The following is a 15,081-nucleotide window of genomic DNA, read 5'->3' as shown; positions in this document are numbered from 1 at the left end:
TCCTACTTTGCTTAACTAAATCGTAGCCCAAATTTTGCGACCTGCTTCAAATTTACGACTCTTATTTTAGTACAACCTAATATATTCGATGCGCCCACTTACTTTCAGCCCGCAAATTAGGGAATAAATGAGCCTTTATAGAAAACACCAAGCTAAATCATGGCTTAGCGGTCTAAATATTAAAAAGCGTGTTATTTGGGCCGTCTTTTACCTAACGAGACCGGTGAAAACGTGTTGTCTGTCTGATTCTCTTAGTATCGAAACCCTAATAATTAACACAAAAAGCTAATTGTAGGTTAATTATGCAATAATAATGCATTAAATTTTACGATAAGGACATTGGTTTATGGATGCAGGTTTAGTCGGAATTTTTGTTACCGTGGCGATTGCTCACTTTCTAGCGTTGTTGAGTCCCGGGCCAGACTTTGTGATTGTGGTGAAGAGTGCTGTTCGAAATAAGGGAAGAAAAGCACTAGGCGTTGCATTCGGTATTGCCAGTGCGAATGCGGTTTATATTGCTTTGTGCTTGGTTGGAGTAGGGTCGATTCTAGCGGCATCCGTTTCCGTTATGATTGTACTGAAGATCATTGGTGGTCTGTTTCTTGTTTATCTTGCTGTGCAAGCGATAAGAGCGAAGAAATGTAATTACAGCAATATGGATGTTACCGAAGGAGATAGCTTCAACCAAACGACTTTTCTTAAGGAATTCGTCACGGGTTTTCTATCAGGAATCCTTAATCCCAAAAACCTTTTGTTTTATTTGAGCTTATTCACGGTTGTGTTGAACAATGACATTGGCTTCATGTTTAAGTTGGGGTTAGGTATTTGGATGACGGTGGTTGTATTTGTATGGGATGCGGCGATCATCTTCCTGTTATCTGCACCTAAAGTGCGTCAAGAGTTTACACGTGTTGCTTACTATATTGATAAAGTGACAGGAGTCATGCTGGGTCTGCTTGGCTTGACCATTGTGAAATCTGCTCTGGTACGTCAGTAGATTCACCATTGCTGAGTAACCTTACGTTTGTGGCACGATACAATGCCTATGTGCCGCGAATGTGTGCTTGTTTCCTACCAGGCTGATACGTTTTATCTCTTGTCTGCCCGATAATAAACCTTCTGCTTAATCCGCCTATTATTTTCATAACTCTTTGTTTATCATTCCTTACTTCTTAAATAAGTATTAATAATGTTGCTGTTGAACACTTGTAGCACGGGGTGTTTGTGCTTATTGTAGGCAACAATATTTATCCAATATTAGAGCTAGGAACTATTGTGAATTTAGAGATATATCAAGTAGATTCGTTTACAACTCAAGCGTTTAAAGGGAACCCTGCTGGGGTCTGTATCTCTAAAGAGCTGTTGGATGATTCGTTAATGTTTTCAATCGCAGAAGAGATGGCGGTATCCGAAACGGCTTTTCTTGCGCTTAACACGATGACGCTTAAATGGTTCACTCCCGAAGTCGAAGTAAAGCTGTGTGGGCATGGCACACTGGCAACGGTTCATGTAATGAAAGAACAAGGGCTGCTCAACACTGGTGATAAGGTCGTGTTTAACACTTTATCTGGGGAGTTATCTGCCGCAGTTTGTGAATCGTCTATTGAGCTTGATTTTCCTAGCACCGAACTGTCATTAGATTCTGAACCCAACCTCGCGCTGCTTGAACACCTAGGTTTAGAGCCGCATCAAGTCGTATCATTCCAAGAATTTGACTCTAAGCAGTTAATCGAAGTTTCCAACGAACAAGTGTTATTGGAGCTTTCACCAAACTTTGATGCGCTAAAAGGTATTCAAGGGCGAGGTGTTGTGGTCACAGCATTGGCAGCAAATACGGAACTTGATTTTGTTTCTCGTTACTTTGCACCCTGGGTTGGGGTTAATGAAGATCCTGTGACTGGTTCGGCGCATTGCGCATTGACGCAGTACTGGGCAGAAAAGCTCAACAAAAGCTGTTTTAGTGCTTATCAGGCGTCTCGTCGTGGTGGTTATCTATCGACAGAGCTCTCAGCTAATGGGCGAATAAAGTTAATCGGTTCTGCGACCACTGTGATTAGTGGCGTGTTGAAGCTTTAGATTTTTATAGAAGCTTTAGAGCGCTGTTTGCTCTGTTTTGTTGTAACCGCCTAGTATGTTTTATTCGATTATTCACAGTGAAAGAAGCGACTAGGGCGTAATGTTATTATTGAAGGAATCACCGTGTCAGATTTTTATCTTTCTCAAGTATTAGTCGCAATTGCTATTTGTTTCGATCTTCTGTCTTTTCAGTTTAAAGAGAGAAAGAAAATCGTTACCTGTCTGTTCTTTGCTGGCGTGCTTATTTCGAGCCACTTTATTCTTCTCGAACAATGGACAGCAGCGAGCTTAATGACGATTGCCACTATTCGCTATTTGACGAGTGTATTTTCTACGTCGTCTAAGTTTAAATATTTGTTCTGTTCCATGTCAGTGGTCGCAACGGTTGTGACTTACTCGGGGCTGACCAGTATATTGAGTTGCTTTGCTTCCGTATTTCAAACCTTTGCAGCCTTCAATAAAGATGACCGCCGATTAAGAGAGTTGATGATCATCGGAACCAGCTTCTGGTTGGTTCATAATTACTTAGTTGGCTCGCCAACAGCGGTTCTGATGGAAGCCCTGTTTATCTGCAGTAACTTGGTGGGCTATTACCGTTTTTATTTCAGAAAGAGTGCTGCTGCTTAGGTTTTACAGTGCAGTTAAAGTCCAGGTTGTTAATCAATTCAATGCTAGCTAGGAGAGCTTGATGCCAAACATTTACAATGATGTTCCTTCATCAATACCCAATGAAATATTCAATGACCTGATTGCCAACGACGGTGTTCGAATCGAAAGGATATTGTCGCATGGACATAGCTCACCAGAAGAGGGTTGGTATGACCAAGATGAGAATGAATGGGTGATGGTGATTGAAGGTAAAGGTGTCATCGAGTTTGAAGATGGACGTGTTGTTACCTTGTCTAAAGGGGGTTACATCAACATTGCTGCGCGAGAGAAGCACAAGGTTATTGGCACAGACAAAGACATGGTGACGATCTGGTTGGCTGTGTTTTATCGTTGATGTCTTGTTCTAAAGCTGAGGCTGTTGAGTGCAGGTTACAGAGCCTGTTGAGCTTGGACTATTGAGCCTGCTGATTCAGCTGTCTATTTGCACCTCTGAAAGAACTTAAGACAAAAAGGAGTATGTCGTGGTTAGAATTCGAAACTATCAAGCGAGTGATGATAAAGCACTGTGGGAGATCTTCTTTCATACCGTACGTAACGTGAATGTTCGAGATTATTCTCAACAGCAAGTAGAAGCTTGGGCACCCAGTAGCTTTGACTTTGCGTTATGGCAAAAGCGTATGAATGGGTTACAACCCTTTGTGGCTGAACTCGATGGTCGCGTAGTTGGCTATACTGACCTGCAACCAAGTGGTTTGATTGATCACTTTTTCTGTCACCACGAATATCAAGGGAAGGGGGTAGGGAAATCGTTGATGGAGCATGTTTTCACTATGGGTCGAGTTCGTGGTATATCGAGATATTTCTCTGAAGTAAGTATTACCGCAAGGCCTTTCTATGAGCATCTTGGCTTTAAAGTTGTCAATGAACAGGAAGTCGAAATGCGTGGTGTAAAGCTGACCAATTACGTGATGGAAAAGGTTGTGCCTTCAGACGAACGGTAATCTCATTTTTGTTACAGTTTTCACCTGCTTTTGATTCTCTTCTTAAAGAAAAATCATCACTTTAGCGATAATATTCACTGCAACTAATTTGAGTGAAGGAAGTAACGTGGGAATTGAAGCTTTAGCGTTTGTGATGGACGCATTAATAACCGCATGCTGCATGTATATCGCCTCCAAAATGTCTTTCGTGGTCGCAGACTTTAAATCCCTTCTTACTATTGCTGTAATCGTTGCTTTGGTGTCATTGATTCCGACAGTGGGCTGGGTGTTGGGGTTGATTCTGTTTGTGTTCCTTCTCGGGAAAGCAACGCACTCTAGTATTGGTGATTGCATCTGGGTGGTGGTCTTCACGAAGGTGGTGTCGATGGCGGCATTTCTAATATTCGGCCGCTTGTTTGTGTAATTCGGGTTCTTGTCGATATAGTTCTTGTTGATATAAAGGCAGCCTCGGTTGGCTGGAGACCGTTATTAACTTTTTAATTAAAAGATGAAAAGGGTGTGACCTGTCACACCCTCTTAAAACCTTTGCCCAATGTTGTATTTCTTATTTAGGCAACAGCACAGCGTCAATCACATGGATAACACCATTGCTAGCCTCAACGTCTGGCATAATAACTTTGGCGTTGTCTATCATTACGTTGCTGTCATCTATCGCTATCATTACCGCACTGCCTTGAACCGTCACTGCACTATTTAACTTCATAACTTCAGCTGCCATGATTTTACCTGGTATTACATGGTATGTGAGCACTGCAACTAGTTTGTCTTTGTTTTCTGGCTTCAACAACATGTCGACCGTTCCTTCTGGTAACGCAGCAAATGCCTCATCAGTGGGAGCCAATACGGTGAAAGGGCCTTCACCTTTCAATGTATCAACTAAGTCCGCTGCTTTCACTGCCGCCACTAAAGTATTGAAAGAGCCGTTTTCCGCCGCAACATCAACGATGTCTTTCTTCATCTCGTGGTGGTTAGCGTGAGCAAAAGCCGTAAAAAGAAGCGTCGCAACTAGCACTGATGTGGTTTTGATTAATTTGTTAAACATATTGTCTTCCTTTGAGTTTTGTCCGTTATTTTCGAGAAGTACTACGAAAGCTTAAAAGCGATAGATCAACTTATTGCACCTTTGAACCTATTTTTTAGATACCTAATTCGTCAGTTGAATAAATGTCTCCGTTAAATAGTTGTTATAATTTCAATTTAATACATATAGTTAACGGGTGATTATTCAATTAATGGATGTGAATATGAGGTTTGTTTTACCAGTTGTATTTTCGGCATTCGCTTCAATGCCAGCTTATAGTGGCCTTGCACCAACGGAAGGTTTCAGTGGTAACTTCAGTGTCTTGACGGGTGTATCTTCTGACAGCAGTAACTTGAGCACCGAGCAAGACGCGAATCAAGTAACCAACACCAAGGAGGGGGATAGTGAAAACCAAGGGCTACTCGGCTTTTTGGGTACGGTTCAATATACCTTTGGTGAGTCACTGACTCATCAAGTGTATGCGGGTACCACTCGAGAGGATATTGCAACAGGTACCATTGCTTTTGAGATTGGTTATCGACATCAGCTATCTGGAGGCACAATATTGGATTTTTCTGTTCTTCCTACGCTTATCTCGGGCAAGGCTTGGACGGATCCGTATGCTGTTGGCGTTAATCGAAATGAAACGGATGTGAAAGGTAATGTAGGACGACTGCAGCTCACTAATATCGGTGGAACTGGTTTTCGAACGGATCTCGCATTTGGACAATCTGATGTTGATGAAGAGCTATCTGGTAGCCAAGCCTTATCTCCGGAAGATGCTGTGCTGCTAGATAGGGAAAGAACCTATGTGTACGCCAAAGCAGGGTACCGCTTTATCTTGCCAAACCAAGCAGGTCTATTTGTTCCTTCAATGGTGTATTTCCACTCAGACGCAGAAGGAGGGGCACTCAGCTTCGATAGTTATGGTATTGAATTAAACTACGCGAAGAGAATCGGTCGCCACGGTTTTGTTGTTACCCTAGATGCAAGTGATCGTGAATATGATGAGTCGAATCCAATTTACGGGCAAGTACGTGAAGAGAATGAATACGGTGCATTTTTAGCTTATGAGTTCGGTGGCTTAATGGGTTATGAAGATTGGTCGTTTATTTCATTACTCGGTGTCAGGTCGATTGACTCTAAGATTGACTTTTACAGCTCTGAACAAGCATTAGCGAGTGTTGGTGTTGACTACAAATTCTAATATTCACACTACGTCAACAAAACTAATCAAAGCAGAAGCTTAAGAGCAGCCTTTCTATTTGTGTAATTATTTCGAGCACTTACACCTTCAAAGGTTGTAGGTGCTCGTTGCTATCCGTAATATGAAAATTAGCTTATGGACAAAAATAATATGATAAGGAAGCGCTTTGGAAATACAAATTAGACATCTTGAACCCACCGATAACCAAGATATTTTTGATATTTATCGACACTCGTCAGTATTAGAGAATACCTCACAAAAGCCTTTTCTTAGCTCTGATCAAGTGGAGCGACTGTTTGGTCACTCAGACCATTTCACTTTAGTTGCGGAGGTTTCTGGCAAGGTCGTAGGTCACATTACTTTATTCATGACCACGAAGGTGAGAGACAGACATTGCGCTGGTCTTGCGATAGCGATTAATCCGGATATGCATGGCAAAGGGATCGGTAAGGCTTTAATGCAAGAAGCGCTCAATCAAGCCGATAACTGGCTAAACCTCGTTCGCCTTGAGTTAGAGGTTCATGCAGATAACCACTCCGCGATTGCTTTATATGAACGAGTGGATTTTCAGTTAGAAGGCACAAAAAGACTCAGTACGTTCAAAGCGGGTAAGTACATCGATATGTTACTAATGTCGAGAATACGACCGGATTATCGTTGAGAGTGACTTAACTCAGTTCAGTTGAAATTGGCCAATAAGATAGTGATTAAACAAAGCCCTTAAATCATTGCTTTTGAGGGCTTTTATATGAATATAGCGTTATTTGTTGTCGATACCGAAACCATTGCGCAGCGCAAATTGAATCAGTTCGGTATGGTTGTCGAGTTCCAAAATATCCAACATGCGGTATTTGTGTGACTCAATGGTTCTAGGGCTTAAAAAGAGGATCTCCGCACATTGCTTAGCGGTATAACCTTGTGCCAATTGAGTTAGAACCGCACACTGCCTTTTGGTCAGCAATAATAGCTTTTCACTCTCGTTAATATTATTGGTTTCATCGCTGGTGACACTACGAGTCATTTTGGAGTGCTGCCAAAAACAGAGCCAGATGTCACTCAGCAATTTGATTCGCTTCATGTCAGCCTCTTCAATTGGCTTATCGTAACGACTGAACCGTGAGAAGCCGATCGCTCCCCACTGTTGACCAAACAGCGAAAGGCTTACAATCCCATGCCAATGAGCACCTTCTTCATAAAGTACACGTAACGGGTCGAGTTTATGGTTCTTTAGTGTTTCCTCAGGGAACAACTGCCAACACTCTTTTGAACGTAAAAGCTTTAGGTAATCAAGATAATTGCCTTTTAGAAAGCGTTCCATTTCAAGCGCTGGAGTATCTGTTTGGGATACGGAAATACTTTTTCCTGTATCCAGAAGAATCATTGAGTTTGGAAACAGGGTAAGTCTGTCGAGCTTAAACCAAGCGAGCGCTTCTCTTGCCAGTAAGAAAAAAGTGCTATCGAAATCTTTGGGTTGGCATGCGGTCAAAGTGTTGGTTTGGTGAGAGAGGAGATCCTCAAAGCTCGCGAATGGGCTGTTTTTCATATCGACCGTCTTTTGTGGTTTTAGACAAAATAGCGGCAATAGCTAAAGTGTGTCAACCTAATGTTAGAATGATGTTCTGAATAAAGTGTGGCGAGTATTCTTAAATGCTACTGAGTAATTTATTAGTTTTATGAAGAAACGATTAGTGAAATTCACACTGAACTCTGTATAGTAGCAACCGTTTGCTTCGTATAACCCCAATGATATGGTTTGGGGGTCTCTACCAGCTCCCGCAAAGTGCTGATTACGAAGGGTTTAGATCACAATTGTGTTCTTACTCTTTGTAATGGCGTTCAAGAAAACCTCCTGTCTATTATTCAGAGTAAGTGCACACCTAAAATCCATAGTAGGTGAAATATGAACGCATTTATTCAAGGGCTCCCAAAAGTAGAGTTGCATTTACACATTGAAGGTTCGCTCGAACCTGAGTTACTTTTCCAACTTGCTCAACGCAACGGCATTGATCTGCCTTATTCATCCCCAGAGCAGCTAAGACGGGCATACGAATTTGATGATTTACAGTCATTTCTGGATATCTATTATCAAGGTGCTGATGCACTGCGCACAGAACAGGATTTCTACGACTTAACGTGGGCTTATCTAGAACGTTGTAAAGCCGACAATGTTATCCATACTGAAATTTTCTTTGACCCTCAGACACATACCGATCGTGGCATTGCATTCGACACCGCTATTAACGGCATTCATCGTGCGCTAGAACAGGGTCATAAAGAGTTGGGCATCACATCTCAAATCATCGCATGTTTTCTGCGTCATTTATCTGAAGAGAGCGCCATTCAAACGTTCGCCGATGTGTTGCAGCATCAAGACAAGATCATCGGAGTTGGTCTAGACTCTTCTGAATTAGGACACCCACCAGAGAAGTTCAAGCGTGTATTCCAACAAGCAAAACAAGCAGGTTTCTTAACGGTGGCCCATGCAGGAGAAGAAGGGCCTGCTCAAAATATTGTCGATGCGATTGAAATGCTCAGCGTGAGCCGAGTGGATCATGGTGTGCAGTGTATGACCGACGAAGTTCTGATAGCCGAATTGATTGAAACCAAAATGCCGCTGACCGTGTGCCCACTGTCTAATATTAAATTGCGTGTATTCGATGAGATGGAAGACCACAATATTGTTGAGCTGTTAAGACGAAGCGTAGCGGTGACGATTAACTCGGACGACCCTGCATACTTTGGTGGTTATATGTCGGATAACTTTAACGCGGTGAGCCAAGCTCATGAGATGACGGAGCAAGAGCTTGCTCAATTTACTTTAAATGCAATAGAAGCGAGCTTTATTGAAGAATCATTGAAACAGCAATATCGTGATGTTGTTTTGGCGTATCTCGCTTAAGTCAAAAGTCAAAAGTTTCAGTATGAAGCTAAAGGCGAAGTTTAGGGTATAGGTGAATGCGAACGAACTCTCGGCATTCTGCGATTTAGAAAGCTTAAACGGCCAACAAGTGTTGGTCGTTTTTATTTTGGTTCTCAAGCGGGTTTTGAGCTAGATAAGTGGCTTAAGACATTAAGAAATATGATTTTATTTGCGTAAAAACATCTTGTCTTAAGCTTTAATGAACTACATTTAAACGAGGTGTAGATATACAGTGTCACGCTGTATTGAAATAGAGATCAACTTAAGCATAAGCATAAGCGTATAAAAGCAGACACAGAGATTGTCTGAGGAGGAACAAACTGTTGTTAGATCCAACAATCAGTGAACAAATACAATGGCCGTGTGAATTGTCTGCGGACTTGATAGAAAGCTTGCTTGATATTGCCGTTTTTAAATCGGGTGTCGACAGCTTTGAGATTACAAAAAAGTTTCAGAATTTGCCCGGTGTCTTTTATATTTTAAGTGGCTCCGCTGGAATCTGTTTTTCTACAGAAAACATGAAAAGCTTATCTGGTGGTGTTATTGGAAGGGGAGATTGGATGGGTGCTTTGTCTATACATGCTGACTACAACCTCTTTGCAGTGGCAGAAGAAGTCGAGCCTATCACTATGGTACTTTTTCCTGCAAGCAAGGTATTAGAGCTCGCGGAGCGGAAATGCATGGTTTACAAATGGCTACTTCACTGTGGAACCAAAGCGCAATCTATTTGGATGCAGGCTTACTTATCCTCGATTCATGAAAAAGAGCAGAAAACCATTTACGTCTTGTTGGAACTTGCGGCACGCCAGACCAATATCGCGGGGGCAACCGTCAGCATTAATATTTCACAAATTCAATTGAGTTCGATAACTGGCATATCAAGGCCTAGGCTAAACGAAGTTCTTAAAGGGATAGAGCAGCAAGGCTTGGTTAAGATACAAAGAGGAAAGGTGTTTATCACCGATGTTAAGGGCTTGTATGAGCATATTTCACCGATGAATTTGATGATACGAGATCCTGTTGCTGAAATTAAGGCATGAATCTTTAACACTACGAGCTAACGTTTGGATTACTAGATTTTCAGTGTTTATTAGATATTTAAAAAAATTATGCACAGTGTTCTTTTAGGAACATACATTACAAGAGAACATCTATAATGTTCAGTCTAGATTTATAAATTGAATTAGAGCGGAATAGAATTGTTATGAAAATGGCTGTATTGGAATATAAAGTATTGGGGCTTGGTGATTGGATTAAAACAACGGTTTCTAGCCGCTGTGCGCACTTACTGGCTGCAGAATACAAAGCGCTAGGGTGGCCAACAAAAGTAGATGGAAAAGTGTTATCGACTGAGTCTGCTTAATCTATATAAGCCTAAATCATCTAGATGAAGACAAAAAAGAAGCTGGCAGTGCGCCAGCTTCTTTCGTTTTTAAATTAAGACCATTGAGCTACTTGTTCACGTAGTCTTTGAATTTCTGCTTCGTTTCAGCATCCGCTTTTTCGTACCAGAAATACAACATTTCTTCAGCTGTATTCGCCGCATTTCCGTCAATCTTTGCTGGAAGCGTTACGGGTTGTGCTACAGCTGCTGCGCCCGCGCTAGCACCTACTGTAAGTGCTGCGATGCCGCCTTTCTGGTTGTATTCTCTAGCTTCTTGAGGGTATTTACGACCAATCTGCATGCCATCTTTTACTAGCTTGTCTTGCTTAACACTGATTGCGTTTTGGTTTTCATCAACCAGTTTCCAATCTAAGTTTTGAAGGCCTTTTTTCGCTTCGTTGGTATTACGGAACTTCGGCATGTCGAACGTCAATGCTGTGTCTGCCGCGTCAAAAGTAGCAATAATGGTGTCGCTATCGACAAACTCGCGGTCGTTACCTTGGCTAAAAGCGAGTTGATATTTGAAAACGATTTGGTTCACACCATCTGGAACGGTGATCGTTTTGCTCGAAGAGAAAAAGCCACCGTCAAGATCAGGCTTAGCCTCATTTACAGCTAAGACTTCGACTAACGCATCTGCGCTAGAAGGAACTTCAATTGTCACGTCAGCTAACACGTTTGGTGCTACGATAATTGTGGAAAGCAGCGCGATGGATTGTAATGTTTTCATAATCATACAGTTGTTTATGGATAGTTAAATTACAATCTCATGCAGAACGAAGTATTTCAAGTTACCTTGTCTCGATTTGGTAAAATTCACCGAAACTTAACCTAAGCCTAATTCTTGAACGTACGAAACGTGTTTTTTTCGTTCGTATTATGGTGTGGCCTCAACGTTTTCTCTTCTGGATTATCTAAATCGCTCTCTTGAGCGCTTCGAAGCGACTGCAGAGTGATATACATAGGAACGAGAGCAGATACCCAAATGGCATAAATCGTAATCACTCGGTTGAAGGCGACGAACCAGGTTTCACTGCCCGTACTAGATAGGTAGTAGCCAATGAGCGTAAGCAAGGTGCAGGTGATAGCCCACATGACTGTGGAGGTTGGATCTTTCGTTGTTGCCGCCAGCAATACTATCGTAACGTAGGGAACGGCCATAGCAATGCCTAAAGGTACATGATAGTCGACCACAAAAATGATGGTTGCACCAAGAGCCAAGAACAAGTGTGGACCGGTGCTAGGTAAGTTCAAATTCCATATCATGTGATACCTTCCTTTACCCAATTTTGCGTTGCTGGTGGAGTTTGTGTATCAATCGAGTGGCTTGGTGACTATTGACCATCAATCGATTGATCAGTTGTTGAAGCAATTCTGCTTCGGGCATGATGTGTTGATCGGCTATTTGTTCGGCTGAGCTCGCGAGTTCAAGCACTTCGTTCATTTCATATCTTGCGGCAATCTCTTTAACCGCCTTCAATGTTCTGGAGAGGTCATCCTGTTTAGCGTCCGAAAATAGCTCTATCAACTCATCGATTTCGTTTTCTAGCTCATCAACGAGAGACGTTAAGCATTTGAGTTTTTCGTCTGATTTGAGCTCATCGTTAGCTAAGAATTGGCTACGCGACAGTTCTTCTTCTGTGAGTGGCAGTTTATTTTGGGGATGACGCGTTAACATGGTGATGTTGCTTGCACCTTTGGTTAAAAGGTTATGTTCGTTAGCCAAGTTATGTCGGTTACCCTCAAATTGGTCATGAAACTCATTGATAGCGTTTTGTAAGCTGTTTTTCTGTAATGGTTTGGTGAGAACAAAATCAGCCCCTGACATGATAAATTCATCGTGTGCTTCTTTAAATACGTCGGCTGTGCATGCGAAAACTACGGTAGTCAGCTTGAGCTCGTTACGGATTTTTTGAATTGCCTCAATGCCGCTCATGTTCGGCATGTGGTTATCCATGATGATCAGGTCATATTGGTTTGAAACTAATTTATCTAAGGCTTGTAAACCGTCGTAGGCGTTCTCAACCGTTAAGTTGATAGATTCACAGAACTTCCTAATCACCATTGCGTTGATCTTGTTGTCTTCGACTAACAATACTGAGAAGTCATCGAGAGTCTTATTGGTTTTGGTTGGCGTTTGATCGATGATTTGTTCTTCAAGTTCGTGCATTTCAAGCGGAAGCGAGATAGTAAATCGAGTACCGAAATTAAGCCGGCTGGTAACCGTGATGGTGCCCCCCATCAGTTCGACTAACTGCTTAACAATGGAAAGCCCTAATCCTGTCCCACCAAACTTGCGGGTCGTTGAGAGCTCGGCTTGTTCAAATGCCGTGAATATATGGTCGATCTTGTCTTCTGCGATGCCAATACCTGTATCAGTCACTAAGATATTCACGCTTGGTGGGGTGGTTGGTGCAATCAAGAATTCCACTTCAACCTTTCCTGACTCAGTAAATTTGACGGCATTGCCTGCTAAATTAAATAAGATCTGACGTGTACGTGCAGAGTCACCAATCAACTGAATATGGGTAGGGATGTTATCTTTAATGGTAAAAGCGAGGCCTTTGTCTTCTGCAAGAGGCGTCAAGGTTTTATCAAGATGTGTCACCACGTCTGCCACTGAGAAAGGGCTATATTCAAGCTCCATTTTGCCTTGCTCAACCTTAGAAAAGTCAAGAATATCATTCAATATGGTGACAAGATGCTGGCCTGAATCGATGATTATCTGTGCTTGTTGGCGGGTATCGGCGCTTTGCGAATCCTCTTTGATTATTTGAGCGATACCTAGTACGCCATTCATCGGCGTTCTTAACTCGTGACTCATGGTGGCAAGGAATAAGGACTTCGCTTCGTTGGCTTTTTCTGCTTTGTTTGCGGCTTCTTGATAGGCAAGGTTGTTTCGTTTTAATTCAAAGACTCGGAAGATAAAGATGGCGAACGAGAAAGCGAAGGTTAATAGCGCGAGTGTGATGATAAGTTTGACAATCACGCCTTCTAGTTGGTCTTGAAGGTCGGTGAATTGATGTTCAATTTGCTCAAGATACTCCATGTTATGCACCGAAAGAACTTGAGATAACAGTACCTTTTGTTGCTGATTGAGTTCAGCGAACGTTTCAGACAGTTCCGCCAACTCTGAGCTAATCTCTTGATGTTGAATTTGGCTCCCTGAAAATAACACGCTAGCAAGTACCTCACTTTGAATGTTGAGCTCCGGTGTAGAGAGAGCATTTAGTTTTTCTGAATCATGTCCCCTTGCTGCTTCTCGATGGTTTGCTGAATGACTATCAATGAGTTGCAGCGTTAGGGATTGCAGTATGAACTGACGAGCGACACTCAACCCGACGAGCTTGTCGAGCGTATCGACATTGGCTATCGAGGCCTTGTGGAAACGCTCAAGTAATTGGGTGGTTTGTAAGTCTTGAAAGAACGTTGAGTGGATGCTTTCCCCCTTATAGCTATCCTTGAGCTCTTGCAGTTCTATTTCTAGTCTGACTAAATCAGCCGATATTTGGTAAGGGTTCGAAATGTCAGCGAGAGCAGCGTTGGTTATCTGATCGCGCATTTCTAAAACTTCATGCCCCAGCTCTCGAACAGATTCTCCATATTCCGATACTTTCCCGTGTTCAGAATAGGTCAATATAATTAAGCTAACCAAAGCCAAGAATAGCGAGAAAAACAGCAAAAAGATGAGTCTGATTTTATTCATTTTCAAACTCCACTAACATCTGAGGGCGGTTGCCCGTTAAGGTTTCTAGAAATGTTTTAATCTCACTAATGGTTTGCTTTTCAAACGTTTTACCGAGTTGGCTTTCACCCATGATTTTGATGGCTTCCTCTAACGTTTCAGTTTGACCATCATGAAAATAAGGTGCAGTGATCGCCACGTTTCTTAAACTGGCGACACGGAAAAGGTGCTTGTCTTGTGGTTGTCCTGTAAACATAAATCGACCTTTGTCTTCACTTCGTTCTGAGCCCGTTTTTGATATTCCAAAATAGCCAAATCGCATCACCATGCCTCCACCAATATTGGTACCTTGGTGACAACGAATGCAGCCTTGTTCTTGAAAGGCCTCCCAGCCTCGCTTGGCCTTATCAGACAACGCTGAATGATCGCCTCGCAAATACTGGTCGAAAGGAGAATCAGGCGTGGTTAGCCCTTGCATGAACTCAATAAGTGCAGCCTTAATCGAAGCTTCGTTGATGGTTGTCGATTGTTCTTTGAATAGGCTGATGTAAGTCTCCGATTGAGAGACATAGTCCGTAATGTGTTTCCAGTTTGAATCCATTTCGTCAACGTTGTGTACTGGACCATCGATTTGATCGCCAAGGTTATTCACCCGACCATCCCAAAAAAATCGGTAGTTAAAGGCAGCGTTAAAAACGGTGAGTGAATTTCGCATTCCCGCTCCATTTACGCCAATGGAAACAGGAATCACTTCAGCGCCATTGGTTTGTAGACTATGACAACTTTCACAGCTGACACTTCGGTTCGACGATAAGTTAGGGTCTTTGAATAGCGCCCAACCTATCTTGGCAAGTTCATTGTTAATCTCGGTCGAATCTGGAATTGGGAAGATTTGTTGATCTGGAAATGCCGCTTGTTGGGCATCTTGTGAGTCTGTATTTGAGTCGTGTTCTGAAGAGTATGAATCATCATGGTCGTTTGCATGAGAGTGATTTTCTTGGTGCTCAAATGAGGCGTGCATCTTTAAAGAAGCGGCGTCATAAACCAGTAGGCCTATTGAAACGCAAATGACAGTGATGCTTATTACTGCTAAATATGGCGTTTTCATAGTATTAGTTCCATCTAGTTTAGATAATTTTGGCAAGTCAGAATCCTTCTGATTTAAACCTTATTCACCC

General features: G+C 42.3%; 17 protein-coding genes and 1 riboswitch. Of the genes, 11 read left to right on the top strand and 6 right to left on the bottom strand.

Translation table 11 applies throughout. The annotated features are described in order from the left end of the window. Nucleotides 1-346 precede the first annotated feature (346 nt). The 6 genes from AACU28_RS05830 to AACU28_RS05805 all read left to right on the top strand — a co-directional run bounded on the left by AACU28_RS05830 (nt 347) and on the right by AACU28_RS05805 (nt 4,089). A complete protein-coding gene (locus tag AACU28_RS05830) occupies nt 347-997 on the top strand; it encodes a LysE family translocator (RefSeq protein ID WP_017091208.1) in 651 nt (216 codons plus the stop codon). A 221-nt stretch (nt 998-1,218) separates the two neighbouring features. Continuing rightward, nucleotides 1,219-2,076 (top strand): PhzF family phenazine biosynthesis protein, encoded by an 858-nt coding sequence (locus AACU28_RS05825; protein WP_121602557.1) that lies wholly within the window; start codon nt 1,219-1,221, stop codon nt 2,074-2,076. Between the two features lie 123 nt (nt 2,077-2,199). Next, nucleotides 2,200-2,703 carry a YgjV family protein gene (locus tag AACU28_RS05820; RefSeq protein WP_017080131.1) on the top strand — a complete coding sequence of 168 codons (504 nt, stop codon included), beginning with the start codon at nt 2,200-2,202 and terminating at the stop codon, nt 2,701-2,703. A 61-nt stretch (nt 2,704-2,764) separates the two neighbouring features. After that, nucleotides 2,765-3,079, top strand: coding sequence for a cupin domain-containing protein (locus tag AACU28_RS05815; RefSeq protein ID WP_102569393.1), 315 nt, complete (start codon nt 2,765-2,767; stop codon nt 3,077-3,079). A 127-nt stretch (nt 3,080-3,206) separates the two neighbouring features. Further along, nucleotides 3,207-3,686 (top strand): GNAT family N-acetyltransferase, encoded by a 480-nt coding sequence (locus AACU28_RS05810; RefSeq protein WP_121602556.1) that lies wholly within the window; start codon nt 3,207-3,209, stop codon nt 3,684-3,686. A 106-nt stretch (nt 3,687-3,792) separates the two neighbouring features. Further along, on the top strand, nt 3,793-4,089 hold the full coding sequence (locus AACU28_RS05805; RefSeq protein WP_004730457.1) for a hypothetical protein: 297 nt from the start codon (nt 3,793-3,795) through the stop codon (nt 4,087-4,089). Between the two features lie 141 nt (nt 4,090-4,230). Here the strand turns inward: AACU28_RS05805 and AACU28_RS05800 are convergent, their stop codons facing one another. Continuing rightward, complete coding sequence (locus AACU28_RS05800) at nt 4,231-4,728, bottom strand: fasciclin domain-containing protein (RefSeq protein WP_121602555.1); 498 nt, start codon at nt 4,726-4,728, stop codon at nt 4,231-4,233. A gap of 202 nt (nt 4,729-4,930) precedes the next feature. Here AACU28_RS05800 and AACU28_RS05795 point away from each other — a divergent pair, with 202 nt between their 5' ends. Together AACU28_RS05795 and AACU28_RS05790 are read left to right on the top strand one after the other, a co-directional pair. Continuing rightward, the gene (locus tag AACU28_RS05795) at nt 4,931-5,914 is read left to right on the top strand and encodes a DUF2860 family protein (protein ID WP_017081174.1); all 984 of its coding nucleotides are present in this window, start codon (nt 4,931-4,933) and stop codon (nt 5,912-5,914) included. 166 nt (nt 5,915-6,080) lie between these two features. Next, the gene (locus tag AACU28_RS05790) at nt 6,081-6,575 is read left to right on the top strand and encodes a GNAT family N-acetyltransferase (RefSeq protein ID WP_121602554.1); all 495 of its coding nucleotides are present in this window, start codon (nt 6,081-6,083) and stop codon (nt 6,573-6,575) included. 99 nt (nt 6,576-6,674) lie between these two features. Here the strand turns inward: AACU28_RS05790 and AACU28_RS05785 are convergent, their stop codons facing one another. Next, nucleotides 6,675-7,457: a LuxR C-terminal-related transcriptional regulator gene (locus tag AACU28_RS05785; protein ID WP_102487904.1), complete on the bottom strand. Its 783-nt coding sequence runs from the start codon at nt 7,455-7,457 to the stop codon at nt 6,675-6,677. 167 nt (nt 7,458-7,624) lie between these two features. Beyond that, a riboswitch (purine riboswitch) is annotated at nt 7,625-7,724 on the top strand. Between the two features lie 90 nt (nt 7,725-7,814). Here AACU28_RS05785 and AACU28_RS05780 point away from each other — a divergent pair. The 3 genes from AACU28_RS05780 (at nt 7,815) to AACU28_RS05770 (ending at nt 10,197) form a co-directional block, all read left to right on the top strand. Further along, nucleotides 7,815-8,813, top strand: a complete 999-nt coding sequence (locus AACU28_RS05780; RefSeq protein ID WP_121602553.1) for an adenosine deaminase — start codon at nt 7,815-7,817, stop codon at nt 8,811-8,813. Nucleotides 8,814-9,157: 344 nt separating this feature from the next. After that, complete coding sequence (locus AACU28_RS05775; protein WP_017081172.1) at nt 9,158-9,874, top strand: Crp/Fnr family transcriptional regulator; 717 nt, start codon at nt 9,158-9,160, stop codon at nt 9,872-9,874. A 164-nt stretch (nt 9,875-10,038) separates the two neighbouring features. Then, the gene (locus tag AACU28_RS05770; protein ID WP_004730469.1) at nt 10,039-10,197 is read left to right on the top strand and encodes a hypothetical protein; all 159 of its coding nucleotides are present in this window, start codon (nt 10,039-10,041) and stop codon (nt 10,195-10,197) included. Between the two features lie 88 nt (nt 10,198-10,285). On the opposite strand, the gene AACU28_RS05765 is transcribed toward AACU28_RS05770, so the two are convergent. The 4 genes from AACU28_RS05765 to AACU28_RS05750 form a co-directional block, all read right to left on the bottom strand. Beyond that, nucleotides 10,286-10,948, bottom strand: coding sequence for a DUF2057 family protein (locus AACU28_RS05765; protein ID WP_029222749.1), 663 nt, complete (start codon nt 10,946-10,948; stop codon nt 10,286-10,288). Nucleotides 10,949-11,055: 107 nt separating this feature from the next. Further along, the gene (locus tag AACU28_RS05760) at nt 11,056-11,484 is read right to left on the bottom strand and encodes a hypothetical protein (RefSeq protein ID WP_017080121.1); all 429 of its coding nucleotides are present in this window, start codon (nt 11,482-11,484) and stop codon (nt 11,056-11,058) included. Between the two features lie 13 nt (nt 11,485-11,497). Continuing rightward, nucleotides 11,498-13,924 (bottom strand): ATP-binding protein, encoded by a 2,427-nt coding sequence (locus tag AACU28_RS05755; protein WP_121602552.1) that lies wholly within the window; start codon nt 13,922-13,924, stop codon nt 11,498-11,500. Beyond that, nucleotides 13,917-15,011: a cytochrome-c peroxidase gene (locus tag AACU28_RS05750; protein ID WP_121602551.1), complete on the bottom strand. Its 1,095-nt coding sequence runs from the start codon at nt 15,009-15,011 to the stop codon at nt 13,917-13,919. Before AACU28_RS05750 ends, AACU28_RS05755 begins: the two co-directional genes overlap by 8 nt. Between the last annotated feature and the right edge of the window lie 70 nt (nt 15,012-15,081).

The sequence above is a fragment of the Vibrio sp. SBT000027 genome, assembly GCF_963894355.1.
GTDB lineage: Bacteria > Pseudomonadota > Gammaproteobacteria > Enterobacterales > Vibrionaceae > Vibrio > Vibrio splendidus.
Note: the sequence above shows the minus strand (reverse complement) of the source record. Positions and strands in the feature narration are given on the sequence as shown.

Coding starts and splice junctions, on each gene's coding strand:
- AACU28_RS05830 (WP_017091208.1), top strand. CDS start 347: ATGGATGCAGGTTTAGTCGGAATTTTTGTTACCGTGGCGATTGCTCAC.
- AACU28_RS05815 (WP_102569393.1), top strand. CDS start 2,765: ATGCCAAACATTTACAATGATGTTCCTTCATCAATACCCAATGAAATA.
- AACU28_RS05800 (WP_121602555.1), bottom strand. CDS start 4,728: ATGTTTAACAAATTAATCAAAACCACATCAGTGCTAGTTGCGACGCTT.
- AACU28_RS05795 (WP_017081174.1), top strand. CDS start 4,931: ATGAGGTTTGTTTTACCAGTTGTATTTTCGGCATTCGCTTCAATGCCA.
- AACU28_RS05785 (WP_102487904.1), bottom strand. CDS start 7,457: ATGAAAAACAGCCCATTCGCGAGCTTTGAGGATCTCCTCTCTCACCAA.
- AACU28_RS05780 (WP_121602553.1), top strand. CDS start 7,815: ATGAACGCATTTATTCAAGGGCTCCCAAAAGTAGAGTTGCATTTACAC.
- AACU28_RS05770 (WP_004730469.1), top strand. CDS start 10,039: ATGAAAATGGCTGTATTGGAATATAAAGTATTGGGGCTTGGTGATTGG.
- AACU28_RS05765 (WP_029222749.1), bottom strand. CDS start 10,948: ATGAAAACATTACAATCCATCGCGCTGCTTTCCACAATTATCGTAGCA.
- AACU28_RS05760 (WP_017080121.1), bottom strand. CDS start 11,484: ATGATATGGAATTTGAACTTACCTAGCACCGGTCCACACTTGTTCTTG.
- AACU28_RS05755 (WP_121602552.1), bottom strand. CDS start 13,924: ATGAATAAAATCAGACTCATCTTTTTGCTGTTTTTCTCGCTATTCTTG.
- AACU28_RS05750 (WP_121602551.1), bottom strand. CDS start 15,011: ATGAAAACGCCATATTTAGCAGTAATAAGCATCACTGTCATTTGCGTT.